The sequence below is a fragment of the Streptococcus ilei genome, assembly GCF_000479335.1.
GTDB lineage: Bacteria > Bacillota > Bacilli > Lactobacillales > Streptococcaceae > Streptococcus > Streptococcus ilei.
In genome coordinates this window covers 1,917,353-1,930,070 of record NC_022584.1, presented here as the reverse complement: position 1 = coordinate 1,930,070, position 12,718 = coordinate 1,917,353, and the positions used below count along the sequence as shown (strand labels likewise).

The window sequence follows — 12,718 nt, the reverse complement described above, 5'->3', positions numbered from 1 at the left end:
TTTCGCTCATTGCGATTTTGGAAACGATCTCCGTCCCGACGGTCGTTTTGTTGTTTTTTAGGTCGATTTCCTTGTTGTTGACGACGTTCAGCTTGCTCTTTCGCACGGGCTTCACGTTCCGCCTTGAAATTACGACTCTTTGGCTTCACAACAGGTGCTACAGCTGTTTCAGTTGTTTTTTCTGTATTGTTTGCAACGGGTTCTTTTGCAACCGGCACAACTTTTACTTGTTTTTCTTCCGTCACTTTAGGAGTTTGAGGAGCCTTTGATGCAAAACTATTCACCAAACGCTCAACAGCTTCACCTTCAATACTAGAAGCGTGACTCTTTACCTCCAACCCTAATTCTTTCGCACGTGTGACGACTTCTTTACTTTCCTTGCCTAGTTCTTTGGCAATCTCATACAATCTTTTCTTAGACAATTGCTGTCCTCCTCTTCTATTCCATAAGAGACCTCATTTTCTTTGAAAATCCAGCATCTGTCACGGCCACAACCTTTCGTGAGCGACCAATGGCAGTGCTTAATTCTAGTGTTGAAAACACGGTTAATACCGGAACGCCATAATAGTGGCATTTATCTGTGATTTTTTTTGTAAGATTGGGAGCGGCATCATCTGCTAGAAAAACTAAGCAAGTCTTTCCTTCTTGAACAGACTTGATAACCAATTCTTCCCCAGAGATAATTTTCCCTGCTCGCTGAGCCAATCCCAATAAATTACTGACTTTTTGCTTATTCAAGGCCTAACTCTCTTCTCTTCACCTTATGATCCACATAAGCAATCAATTCGTCGTAAAAAGCTTCATCCACTTCCATGCTAAAGCTGCGATTGAAGACTTTCTTCTTTTTAGCTTGAAGTGCTTCCTCATTATCCAGTTTGATATAAGCACCACGACCATTTGCTTTCCCAGTCGGATCGATAAAAACTTGACCTTCTTTATTTTTTACGATTCGCAAGAGATCTCGTTTATCGATGACCTCGTTTGAAACAACAGACTTGCGTAAAGGGATTTTTCTTGTCTTTACCATGATTCCCTCCCTATTCGTCTACAGAATCCAAATCACTTTCTACTTCTTCAAAAGCAGGTTCTTGACTTGCTTCCATTTCTTCGTACTCACTAGCTGATTTGATATCAATCCGGTAGCCAGTTAAGTGAGCCGCCAAGCGTACGTTTTGACCCCGACGACCGATCGCAAGAGATAGTTTGCTATCTGGCACTACCACAAGGGCATGTTTGCTGTCTTCTTCGTCAAAGATAACTTGATCGACCTCAGCAGGAGCAATGGCATTGTAGATAAATTCTGCTGGATCTGGGACCCACTCAATGACATCAATATTTTCTTCTGTTGGAACCATACGATCCAATTTCTGATCATAGCGAGCTGGGTGGAACTTGCTGGTGATCTTTTTAATATTCGATCCACCACGACCAACGATGGTTCCAATCGCATCCACGTTTGGATTATGGCTACGAACAGCAACTTTGGTCCGGTCGCCAGCTTCACGCGCTACGCTCATGATTTCAACCGTTCCATCGTAAACTTCCGGAATTTCTTGCTCCATTAAACGTTTGATCATTTCTGGATGGCTACGGCTTACGAATACGTTCACCCCACGAGGATTGTCTTCTACTTTGTAGACAAATACTTCGATGCGATCATGAGATTGGAAAACTTCTCCTGGAATTTGATCTTGTTTAGACAATTGAGCTTCGATAGATCCTAAATTCACATAGATAAAGCGATTATCAAAACGCTCCACAGTTCCACTCATAATTTCATTTTCATGTTCTTTATAAGTGTTATAGGTAATCGCACGAGTTTGCTTGCGCATTTTTTCCATGATGGTTTGTTTGGCAGATTGTGCTGCGACACGGCCAAACTCAGCAGGAGCCTCTTCAAATTTGATTTTGTCTCCCAATTCATAGGCAGAGCTAATTGCAAGAGCATCTTTCAAACTAATTTCTAACCGGCTATCAAAAACTTCGTCTACTACTTCACGAACGGTATAAACACGGAAGTCACCAGTCTTTTCATTAAACTCGATAGCAGCACTCTCGGCTTGGCCATACCGTCTCCGGTAAGCTGAACGCAATGATTCTGTGACAGCTTCAATGATATCTTCTTTTTTGATTCCTTTGTCTTCTTCTAAGATGCGAAAAGCATCTAGCATTTCTTTACTCATTCTTTTCTTGCTCTTAAGCTACTAAGAGCCTTCCTTTCTTTTCTGCTATAATTTGACAGCTAATCTTGCTTTCGATACAAGACTATAGGGGATTTCAATGGTTTTCTTTCTGGTTTTGTCCATGTATTCCATGGTCAATTGGTCATCTTCGAACTTAACGAGTGTTCCTTCAATAACCTTTTGTTTGTCAACTGCCTTGTACAAGCTGACATGGATATATTGACCCAGAGCTTTTTCCACTGCATCTTTGGTTTTTAAGGGACGCTCCAAACCAGGACTCGTCACTTCTAGGAAGTACTGTTCCGGGAATGGATCTGGTTGAATCTGATCCAACAGAGGACTAATCACTTCTGTTAAATCTGCTGTATCGTTCAGGGTAATACCACCTGGCTTATCAACAAAGATACTTAGAACATAATCTCCTACAACCTTTTCATATTCAACATCCACTAATTCAAAGGGAGCTTGGATGACCGGTTCAATAATTTCTGTTACTAATTCAACAATTGTTGCGATAGGACAACACCTCCTCACAGATAAGAGGCGAAGATATGTCTTCGCCTCTCCTTTTCTATTCATTTTAAACATTTTAGCACAAGTTCCGTCGAAATGCAAGAATTTCGCCTTCCTCATTCTTACAGCTATCATCAAAAAGAAAAACGAGAGTGGGATAGAAATCGGTCATTCGTTAGAATTCGATTTCGTCGTCGCACCTCCGCACAGTTGAGTAGGGCTATAAAAGCTGCTGAAATCAGCCTAGTAGAGCCCACTCAACCACTGCGTCTTGCTCGACAATCCAAAGACAATTGAGAGGCTAGGACTTTTGTCCCAGCCTCCTTAATCCTTATCTAGACTTTAAAATTGTGCTTCAACTCGATAAATAACCTGACCCTTACTTGAGAATTTCTTTTCATATTCGGTCATGACATTGCCCTCAAAATCACTCGCATGAAGATCTAACCAGACACCCTTTAAAGTCATTCCGTATTGAGAAAAACTCACCAAACTATATTCAAAGAGTCCTCGATTGTCCGTCTTAAAATGAATCTCCCCATACTCTGGCAAAATCTGTTTGAAGGTATCTAAGAAACTCTTATAAGTTAAGCGACGTTTTTCATGACGTTTCTTCGGCCAAGGATCTGAGAAGTTGAGATACAATTGATCAATCTCGCCATCTTCAAAGTAATTGGTGAGGCTATCCCCATCTACCCAAAGCAACTTGATATTCGGAACGTCGGCTTCTAACACCTTGTCCAAAGCGTAGCTTAATACCGATTTTTGAATATCAATCCCAATATAGTTGATAGTTGGATTTTGTTTGGCCATTCCAGTGATAAAGGCTCCTTTACCGCTTCCCACTTCAATATGAATCGGATGGTCATTTCCAAAAATCTCATGCCACTTCCCTTTGGCTTCTTCTGGTTTCAAAATGACATATTGCGGATTGGCTTCTAATAATTCGGTTGCACCTTTGCGGTTTCTAACTCTCATGCTTCTTTCCCATATTTTGACCGGAAATTACGCAAGGCATAAATTTCCCGGTTAACATTCTCTAAATCATTATTTTCATAGTATTTTACAATCTGACAAAGGAAAGAGTATTGACCAAACCAGTACAATTTACCAAATACAGTTTCGTTGTACTTATAGCCGTAATAGACCAGCCAATCCTGCCACTGAGAGTCTGGAATGTAGTGACTTAAAACATGGGCCACATCCATCATCCGATCTGTCAAGCGGACAGAATCCCAATCAACCAAGTAGATGAATCCACTGTCCGTTTCAATCCAGTTACTGTGGCGTACATCTCCATGAACAATGGTCGCATAATCTTCTCGAAAAGCTGGAACAGTCTGTCGTAAACTCTTTAACACAGATTGCAAATAATTGTTTTGACGCAAAGCAATTGGCAACTGACTGCTCAGAGAATTCAATAAATCCAGCGGAGATTCAGCCGTGTAGCCCAATTTTCTCAATTGTGTCATCAAGGGGCGTGAACGGTGCAAACGAGTCAGGATATGAACCACTTGCTTTTTCCCCATCCCATTTGGAGTTAAAATTTCTCCATTTAACCATTCTTGTGCGCTCATCACATTTCCGTCAGGTAAGCGTCGGCTCCATAAGAGTTGTGGAGCAATTTGTTCTTTAGCTAGCCCCGCTAATATTGGAGTTGTATTCATTTTGACAAATACTTTCCCCCCATCCGGATAAGTCCCCATAAAGGCTTTCCCGCTTTTACCAGCAATTGGGGTCAACGTTAGCTCTTTTTCGTTCGAGTCCATCTATTCCTCCGTAAAAAGTTTCCCATCTATTTTACTAATTTTAAGGCGTTTCGTCAACTAATCGTCTCACCTTGAAAGGTGCATAAACATAGGCTAAAAAGGCTGTGAAAGCTAGCAAGGCCAAGACAAGAAGTTTGTCTTCAAAGACCACCAATCCTAGGCCTCCCTCGATGAGAGCCACAAACAAAGTCACCGATTGAACTGTTTGAAGAAGCCCTCGTGTCTTAGCACGATTTTCCAAGGGGAAAAGTCGCGTTAAATATTGATAGTCAAAGGCCTTGTAGAGTCCAAGCAATTGAAAAACAAGTAAATAATTCAAGAGCCCAGTGACAGCCACTGCTACTAGTGTTTGCGGGATGAAGAGAAAGACCGCTATTGATAGTCCTAATAGACGCAGGCTCATGGAAAACAGATCCCCATTTCTGAGATAAGAACGGAGATACAAGTTGTTCCAGGTCTTGTCGCTGACTTTCGGAACCATTTTTGTCAGCTTATCTAAATAAGCCCGCCGTTTTACGCTATTAGTCATTCCTTTTACTGTTGTAAAAAGGGCAAAAAACCTTAGAATACTTTGCTTTCTCAGGTTTTCAAGCTCTACGATTCGCTTCCAATCAAGACCCGCCTGGTTATAGAATCTTTTCCCCTTCCCTTGAAAAACAAGAACTTTCAAGAGAAAGAGAGCAACCAAATAAACCCCTACAATGGCAAGAGACAGTCCTAAAGCCAGAGCCAAAGGGACAAACAGGACAAGCACAAAGGTTTGCACAATTCCCCAGAAAATAGTCGCTCGTAAGGTTTGTTGTTTCAAATAGCCCTTCAATTCCTCTTCTTTTACTAGGAGGAAAATCATGTCTGGCTTCTCAACATAGGTTGCGATTGAACCAACAGGAAGCAGGAGAAAGGGAGCTAGGACAAGTACAAGGAGGAGAAGGCTCTTATCTTCTGGTAGAGAGCGCAAAAATTGGCTGTACTGAACTGCTAAAAAACCTAGAAAAATCAAGAGAAAGAGAACAAAGTGATCATTAAACACATAGCGAGAATATTTCAAACACTGATTGCGAAAGCTCGCTTTCCTCTTTTTTAGTACTTCTATCATCGGTCAGCCTCTTTTGTTAGTGCAAGGTAAATCTCATTCAAATCCGCATCTGCCATTCCAAACTCTTTTCGCAATTCCTCTAAAGTCCCCTGGGCACGGACCTGTCCCTTATGGAGGATGACAAAGGCATCACACATTTTTTCAGCAGAATCCAGAACATGGGTACTCATTAAAATAGATTTTCCTTTTTCTTTCTCTGCATTCAATAGTTGAATTAAATCTGAGATTGCAACTGGATCTAAGCCTAAAAAGGGCTCATCCACAATAAACAAACTTGGATCCACAGCAAAGGCACAAATGATCATGACCTTTTGTTTCATCCCCTTAGAAAAATGGACAGGAAACCAATCCAATTTTTCCTCTAGTCGAAATTGTTTCAAGAGAGGAGTTACACGCGCAAAAACAGCTTCTTGATCCAAATCATAGGCCATAGCTACTGTTTCAATATGCTCACGCAAGGTTAACTCTTCATAAAGGCTAGGGGTTTCTGGGATATAACCAATTTTTTGACGATAAGCACTTGGAGAAGCAACTAGAGTCAAGTCATCAATCCGGATTTCACCAGCATAGGGACGCAGGAGACCAATAATTTCATTAATGGTCGTTGATTTCCCTGCCCCATTCAAGCCGATCAATCCAATTAATTGGCCATCGCCAACCTCAAAACTAACATCTTTTAAGACAGGGATATTGACATAGCCTCCTGTCAGGTTTTTTATTTCTAACATATTTTCTTTGCTTTCTGGTATAATGTTCTTATATTATAACAAAATCTAGCTAAATTGAGGTATATTTATGGTTTCGGATTGTATTTTTTGTAAGATTGTTTCTGGAGACATTCCTGCTTCTAAGGTCTACGAAGATGACCATTTTCTTGCTTTTTTAGATATCTCCCAGGTCACTCCAGGCCATACCCTTGTGATTCCAAAAAAACATGCCCGCAATCTGTTGGAAATGACACCAGATGAAACGGCTGATCTCTTTAACGTCGTTTCAACAGTCACCAAAAAAGTTGAAAGTGCTACGCAACCTCAAGGGATGAATATCATTAGTAATATGGAAGAAATCGCAGGACAATCTGTCTTCCATACCCATGTCCATATTCTTCCACGCTACTCTCAAGATGACGACTTAAAGATTGATTTCATTGCCCATGAACCCGATTTTAATCACCTTGTCCAATTAGCCAAGGATATCTCAAACCATTAAAAAGGAGCTTACTATGAAATTAAGAGATCTATTTTGGTTTGCGACTGGAGCAACCATCAGCTATCAGCTTGTTAAAAATCGCGAACCTCTGAAAAATGAATTCAGTGAAACCAAACAACTAACCGAAGGAATCCAATCAAACCTTTCTAACATCAAAAAAAATATTGAAATCATCCAAGATCAAAGAGTCCTTTTAAATCAATTACTGGAAGACTTTTCCTATAAAGCAAGGGTCTTCTCTCAGCAAGCCAATGCTTCTGTAGAACAAATCCAAACTATTTGGTCTGAGAAATCAAATCACGAATAAGCAAAAAAGGTTTTGAGACAGTCGTCTCAAAACCTTTTTATTTTTAGAAGAGAAATGATTTAGTTTCCTCCATCACCAGCTACTGTTGTATCCGTAGAAGGAGTCACTGCCGGTTGGTATTGTGTAATTGCTTCTGAGCTTACAGTAGTTTCTGGAACATAGGAAGGTTCATAATATCCTCCACCAGTATCCTGGCTCGATTCTACTGAAGCTTCACCACTTTCTGATGAAACAGTTCCACTAGCTTCGTCTCCATCTAATAAAACAGCACTCGTTTTAAGCTTGCGCAAAGGCGATAAACCAAGACTTTTACGCAGTATATTCTGCATCTTCAACAGGTGTTCTGAAGTAACAATTTGGTAACTTCCGCCATCGGCAAGGGTAGCATCTTCACCTTTCAACTGTTCCATACGAATGTTCTTCAAGGCATCTCGATAGCCCATCAACTGCATCAAACTATCCGTATCCAAGGAGATATTGGTCTGCATATTATCACTAACCGCTTCAATAATTCCTTGATAATTGCTCAGACCATCCAAAGTCAATATTTTCTTGATGATCTTTTCGATGACTTCTCGTTGACGTTTTTGACGACCATAGTCTCCTTCTGGATCTTGATAACGCATCCGTGAGTATACTAACGCTTGTTCTCCGTCAATTTCTTGACGACCAGGTGGAATTTTAGCTGTATACTCCGGTTCATTTTCTTCAATCGAAATATCGAAATCAAATGGATTGTTTACCGTTATTCCGCCGACCTTATCAACCAGTTGGACTAGGCCTTTCATATTAATCATCGCATAACGGTCAATATGAATATTCATCAAATCTTGGATGGTTTCAATGGCCAACTCGGCCCCACCTTGAGCATAAGCTGCGTTCAGCTTAGCTTGAACCGTTTCTCCATCCTGCGTAATATTGGTTAAGATATCCCGTTCCAAACTCATAATCGTTGTCTCACTCGTTTGTGGATTCACCGTCACCAGGATCATGGTATCACTGTTTCCTACCCACTGATCCTCTCGTGAGCCTGATCCAGTATCGACCCCCATGAGCAAGATGGTCATTGGTTTGTTTTCTGCAATGACATTGTTTTCACCGCCGATTCCTTTATAGGTCTTACTCAACGCATTTGTCGACTGATTAAGGATGGTCAGCCCGTACGCCCCAATCCCAATCGTCGTTACTGCTAACAAACTAAAAAACATTAATAGAATTTTTTTAATCATTGATTCTGTCCATCTATCAGTTTGCCCATTAGGTAAACATCCAGATATTCCCCTTCCTTGTATACGCCTCTCTTTCGGAGGCCTTCAATTTCAAATCCTAGCGTTTGATAAAGATGGATAGCCCGTTCATTTCGAACTTGGACACTGAGTTCTAACTTCCGAAGGAGGTTGGTCCCTTCTGCCCATGCGATTCCTTCTTCTAGAAGAAGGCGACCTAAGCCTTTATTCCAGTATGCCTTCCGAATAACAATAAAGAGATCTCCAATATGACGCAAAGCCTTGTTTTGATCCGCGACAATATTTAAGACACCTACTAGATCCTCACCCAAGTATAACAAAAGACATAATTGATTGTCTGTTTGTGCTTGTTTTTTTGCATACATTTCCAACTCTTGCTTGGTCATCCCAAGTCCTTCTGAAGATAAGGTCGTAAAATCAGATTCAGTCGCTACATCTTTAAAAAAGTCGAGTAAAGACTGTGCATCCGACACTTCAGCCTCTTTCAAAAAGAGATCTAGTACCTGTTCCATCTTCAAGCTCCTACAGAAGTCAGAAATGACTCCCTTAATTGTTCTGCACGTTCCCCGACAGCTGACAAGCGTATCTCGCGTCCGTCACCATCCTTGAGCAATTCAACCTTTAAATATCCAGCAGGAAGACTGGTCTCTAGCAACTCTCCCCACTCAATGACGGTAACCCCTTCACCAAACAAAAAGTCATCCAAATCAATCGAATCTGGATCGTCCCCTATACGATAGACATCCAGGTGATACAAAGGCAAGCGACCTTCATATTCTCTCACGATAGTATAAGTAGGACTTTTGATCATCTGACGAATGTCCAAACCTTGAGCAAGGCCTTTTGTAAAGGTTGTTTTCCCTGCCCCCAGATCTCCAGTCAGAATCACTACATCCTGTTTTTCTAATTGTTGACCCAACTGTTTCCCAAGGGCAATTAACTCTTGTTCATTTTGACTTTTCATTCCACCATTATACCAAAAATAATTGATTCTTGCCCACCATTTTTCGTCAATCATCCTTCTACCTCACTTGAGACAATAAAAAGAAGAGGCTGGGACAAAAGTCCTAGCCTCTCAATTGTCTTTGGATTGTCGAGCAAGACGCAGTGGTTGAGTGGGCTCTACTAGGCTGATTTCATCAGCTTTTACATCCCTACTCAACTGTGCGGAGGTGGGACGACGAAATCGAATTCTAACGAATGACCGATTTCTGTCCCACTCTCTTCCCTCAGTTCTCATTTTAGTGCAAGGCCATACTGATAAAGTTCAGGATAAACAAAGCATCTAAAATCCAAATCATACTGTGAACCTCTTTGGCTTCACCTTTGACAAGTTTGGTTACTGTATAAGTGATGAAACCTGCTGCAATCCCATTTGTGATTGAATAGCTGAATCCCATAAAGATAGAAGTGAAGAAGGCTGGTACAGCTTCTGCCATATCATCCCAATGGATGTTTTTCAAGCTACTTAACATCATGATCCCAACGATAATCAAAATTGGTGCTGTCGCTGCAGTTGGCACAATGGCAAGAAGGGGACTAAAAATACTTGACACAGCAAAACAAAGAGCTACTACGAGGGCTGTCAGACCAGTCCGTCCACCAGCTCCAATACCCGCAGCTGACTCAACATAAGTTGTCACATTCGAAGTACCCGCAATTGCACCAACAGATGTCGCTACGAGATCTGAATAAAGGGCTTTATCCAATTTAGCGGATTGGTGATTTTCACCATTTGTGGCAACAATACCAACTTTTTCACCTGTTCCAATCAAGGTACCAATAGTATCAAAAATATCTGTCAATGAGAAAGCGAGAATAGCCATCAAGGTTTCAGGAAGACGAGAAGTATTGGTAATCAAAGAACCTAATCCTTCTGAACCAAGTGCAGCACCAAAAATTTTCCCAAGATCATTGACAGCTGCTCCAAGATGGGTACTACCAAAGTCAATCGTTGAAAGATCAACAATGCCAAATACAATAGCGAGGACTGTTGTCGTAAGGATAGATAGGATAATCCCTCCTTTAATGCCCTTGATGACAAAGAAAACAGTAATAGCTAAGCCAGCCAATGCAAGGAGGACTGTCGGACTATTGAAATTAACAAGTCCTGGGACCGCTGCAGAATTTGCTGTAATCGCCGCATTTGCCTTATCAGCCCCTTCTCCTGCTACTGTATAGGTATGTGGATCAATCGAAAACTTCAACAGACCAGCATTTTTAATTCCAACATAGGCCAAGAAAATTCCGATACCAGCAGAGATAGCTGAACGCAAAGCATTTGGAATTGACTCAATAATCATTTTCCGAACATTAGTTAATGTGATAACCAAGGAAATCAATCCGCAAATGAAGACCATTCCCAAAGCTTCTTTCCAAGAATAGCCCATCCCAAATACCACTGTAAAGGTAAAGAAGGCATTCAAGCCCATCCCCGGTGCTTGGGCATAAGGTAGATTGGCATAGAAAGCCATCATGAGAGTTCCAACGACTGACCCAATAATGGTTGCTAGAAATACTCCTTGAGCAGGCATACCTGTTTGGGAAAGCATTTGAGGGTTTACAAACAAGATATAAGACATGGCAAAGAATGTCGTTAAACCAGCTAATACCTCTGTACGAACCGTCGTTCCGTGTTCAGATAGTTTGAAAAACTTATCCATTTTTCCAATAAACTCCTTAAAAAAATAAATCTGTCCGCGATTCAATCACGAACAATACCAATATTTTATCAAATATCATTCACTTTTACAAGCGATTCATCTGGACAATCTTTCGTGGCACATCCTTTACCATTCGAAAGACTGAAATTTTCCTATTTATCTGGTATAATGGTAGCATTCTTCTTAAAATATGGTGCTCTTTACTCTATAAAACATTCCTTGTTTAGAGTACGAAAAACCATACAAATGAAAGGATTTTTCCTATGAATAAAAAACTAATCGCTGTCGATTTAGATGGCACCTTATTAAATTCTGAGAGTAAATTATCACCCTATACGATTGAAACCATCCAGAAAATCAGTGAACAAGGCCACCAGGTCATTATTACAACTGGGCGTCCCTATCGAATGGCAGATCATATCTATAAGGAATTGGGTTTGGAGAGTCCCATGATTAACTTTAACGGTGCTCTCACTCATATTCCAAATAAAAAATGGTCGAAAGAACTATCGATGACCCTTGATAAAAAATACCTCCTAGATATGGTCGAGAGAGAAAATGACATCCAGGCGGACTTTATTGCAGGGGAGTATCGCAATAAGTTCTATGTCACCCATACCTACCACCATACTATTGATCCTGCCTTATTTGGGGTTTCTAAAATCTCCTCCAAAACAAAATTCGAAGCTCGCAAAGTTACCGAAAATCCGAATGCGATCCTCTTTCAAACACGCGCTGAAGATAAGTATGCTTTAGCCGAAGAAATGCGTGCCTACTACCATCATGAGTTGGAAATCAATAGTTGGGGTGGGCCACTCAATATTCTGGAGTGCGCTCCAAAAGGGGTCAATAAGGCTTTTGCCCTCAACTATCTCCTCGAGACTTACGGACTTGATCGGAAAGACTTGATTGCTTTTGGGGATGAGCAAAACGATACAGACATGTTGGCTTTTGCAGGAACTGGTTATGCTATGAAAAATGCCAATCCTGTCCTCCTCCCCTATGCGGATAAACTAACCGATTATACCAATGATCAGGACGGCGTTGCTCGTCAACTAGAAAAACTCTTCCTATAAAGCGAACCGCTTGAATCACCTTTTACAAGAAGGGATTCAAGCTTTTTGTTTTCTTACTTAATAAGAAAACAGGGGCCTATCCTTTTCCGAAAATTATTTAACCGGTCAAATTTATTTTCAGAAAATTTTCTATATAAACGCTTACTGACCAATAAAGTTTGTGATAAAATTAACATAACAAAAATAAAAAAGGAGCCTAGCTCGTTTCATACGATAATGATTCTAGTGATTTTACTTCTCGTTTTATTACCGTCTCTAACGTCCAGTAGGAGATGCTGTCAAAGTCTTTGACGAAATGGAAGCTGGAACCATTCAAGGACGTATGGTACTTGACTTCACCAACTAAACAACTGAATCTACAAGACTAGTCCAACTGGGCTGGTCTTTTTTAGTTTCTCACAAGCAGGGCCTGAAAGGAGTTTCTATATCTTTATTTTACCCCTTAGAACCGACTACTAATCATTTCAGAAACTCCGAATCCCCTTCACTCCCATTTTGTCAAGGATTTCCAAAGGCCTTCCGAGTTCTGTAGTGAAAAACTCTGCTAACACCCAAAGATAAATGTTAATTATTTAATATATTAAAGCTCTTCTTTTTCCTTTAATTTAGTACTGAAAAATTGACTTTATCATGAAAACGTTTTATAATAGATAAG

At 40.6% G+C, this 12,718-nt stretch carries 15 protein-coding genes and 2 pseudogenes; 4 read left to right on the top strand and 13 right to left on the bottom strand.

Annotated elements, in window-relative coordinates:
* Positions 1–332: 332 nt before the first annotated feature.
* The 9 genes and pseudogenes from N596_RS10445 to N596_RS09170 all read right to left on the bottom strand — a co-directional run.
* Positions 333–407: pseudogene (locus tag N596_RS10445) on the bottom strand (hypothetical protein); the annotation flags it as partial.
* A 31-nt stretch (positions 408–438) separates the two neighbouring features.
* Positions 439–738 carry a YlxQ-related RNA-binding protein gene (locus N596_RS09205; protein ID WP_023022287.1) on the bottom strand — a complete coding sequence of 100 codons (300 nt, stop codon included), beginning with the start codon at positions 736–738 and terminating at the stop codon, positions 439–441.
* Complete coding sequence (gene rnpM / locus N596_RS09200) at positions 731–1,027, bottom strand: RNase P modulator RnpM (protein ID WP_006596879.1); 297 nt, start codon at positions 1,025–1,027, stop codon at positions 731–733. The genes N596_RS09205 and rnpM overlap by 8 nt, the downstream gene beginning before the upstream one ends.
* 10 nt (positions 1,028–1,037) lie before the next feature.
* The gene (gene nusA, locus N596_RS09195; RefSeq protein WP_023022285.1) at positions 1,038–2,183 is read right to left on the bottom strand and encodes a transcription termination factor NusA; all 1,146 of its coding nucleotides are present in this window, start codon (positions 2,181–2,183) and stop codon (positions 1,038–1,040) included.
* A 45-nt stretch (positions 2,184–2,228) separates the two neighbouring features.
* Positions 2,229–2,717: a ribosome maturation factor RimP gene (gene rimP / locus N596_RS09190; protein ID WP_081698240.1), complete on the bottom strand. Its 489-nt coding sequence runs from the start codon at positions 2,715–2,717 to the stop codon at positions 2,229–2,231.
* 321 nt (positions 2,718–3,038) lie between these two features.
* On the bottom strand, positions 3,039–3,674 hold the full coding sequence (gene trmB / locus N596_RS09185; protein WP_023027714.1) for a tRNA (guanosine(46)-N7)-methyltransferase TrmB: 636 nt from the start codon (positions 3,672–3,674) through the stop codon (positions 3,039–3,041).
* Entirely contained in the window at positions 3,671–4,465 is a 795-nt protein-coding gene (ccrZ, locus tag N596_RS09180; RefSeq protein WP_023022280.1) for a cell cycle regulator CcrZ, read from the bottom strand. The genes trmB and ccrZ overlap by 4 nt, the downstream gene beginning before the upstream one ends.
* A 40-nt stretch (positions 4,466–4,505) precedes the next feature.
* Positions 4,506–5,561, bottom strand: coding sequence for an ABC transporter permease (locus N596_RS09175; protein ID WP_023027713.1), 1,056 nt, complete (start codon positions 5,559–5,561; stop codon positions 4,506–4,508).
* Positions 5,558–6,289 (bottom strand): ABC transporter ATP-binding protein, encoded by a 732-nt coding sequence (locus N596_RS09170; protein ID WP_023027712.1) that lies wholly within the window; start codon positions 6,287–6,289, stop codon positions 5,558–5,560. Before N596_RS09170 ends, N596_RS09175 begins: the two co-directional genes overlap by 4 nt.
* 67 nt (positions 6,290–6,356) lie before the next feature.
* On the opposite strand from N596_RS09170, the gene N596_RS09165 reads away from it, so the two are divergent.
* Both N596_RS09165 and N596_RS09160 read left to right on the top strand, forming a co-directional pair.
* Positions 6,357–6,770: an HIT family protein gene (locus tag N596_RS09165; protein WP_023027711.1), complete on the top strand. Its 414-nt coding sequence runs from the start codon at positions 6,357–6,359 to the stop codon at positions 6,768–6,770.
* Between the two features lie 13 nt (positions 6,771–6,783).
* On the top strand, positions 6,784–7,077 hold the full coding sequence (locus N596_RS09160; protein WP_023022273.1) for a hypothetical protein: 294 nt from the start codon (positions 6,784–6,786) through the stop codon (positions 7,075–7,077).
* Positions 7,078–7,136: 59 nt separating this feature from the next.
* On the opposite strand, the gene lytR is transcribed toward N596_RS09160, so the two are convergent.
* The 4 genes from lytR to N596_RS09140 form a co-directional block, all read right to left on the bottom strand.
* A complete protein-coding gene (gene lytR, locus N596_RS09155) occupies positions 7,137–8,306 on the bottom strand; it encodes a glycopolymer--peptidoglycan transferase LytR (RefSeq protein ID WP_023022270.1) in 1,170 nt (389 codons plus the stop codon).
* Positions 8,303–8,836 (bottom strand): GNAT family N-acetyltransferase, encoded by a 534-nt coding sequence (locus N596_RS09150; protein ID WP_023022268.1) that lies wholly within the window; start codon positions 8,834–8,836, stop codon positions 8,303–8,305. Before N596_RS09150 ends, lytR begins: the two co-directional genes overlap by 4 nt.
* Before the next feature lie 2 nt (positions 8,837–8,838).
* Positions 8,839–9,288, bottom strand: a complete 450-nt coding sequence (gene tsaE, locus N596_RS09145; protein ID WP_042361452.1) for a tRNA (adenosine(37)-N6)-threonylcarbamoyltransferase complex ATPase subunit type 1 TsaE — start codon at positions 9,286–9,288, stop codon at positions 8,839–8,841.
* Positions 9,289–9,565: 277 nt separating this feature from the next.
* Entirely contained in the window at positions 9,566–10,987 is a 1,422-nt protein-coding gene (locus N596_RS09140) for an NCS2 family permease (RefSeq protein WP_023022264.1), read from the bottom strand.
* Between the two features lie 263 nt (positions 10,988–11,250).
* Here N596_RS09140 and N596_RS09135 point away from each other — a divergent pair, with 263 nt between their 5' ends.
* The gene (locus N596_RS09135; RefSeq protein WP_023022262.1) at positions 11,251–12,063 is read left to right on the top strand and encodes a Cof-type HAD-IIB family hydrolase; all 813 of its coding nucleotides are present in this window, start codon (positions 11,251–11,253) and stop codon (positions 12,061–12,063) included.
* 259 nt (positions 12,064–12,322) lie between these two features.
* Positions 12,323–12,409 (top strand): annotated as a pseudogene (locus tag N596_RS09825) (alcohol dehydrogenase); the annotation flags it as partial.
* Positions 12,410–12,718 lie beyond the last annotated feature (309 nt).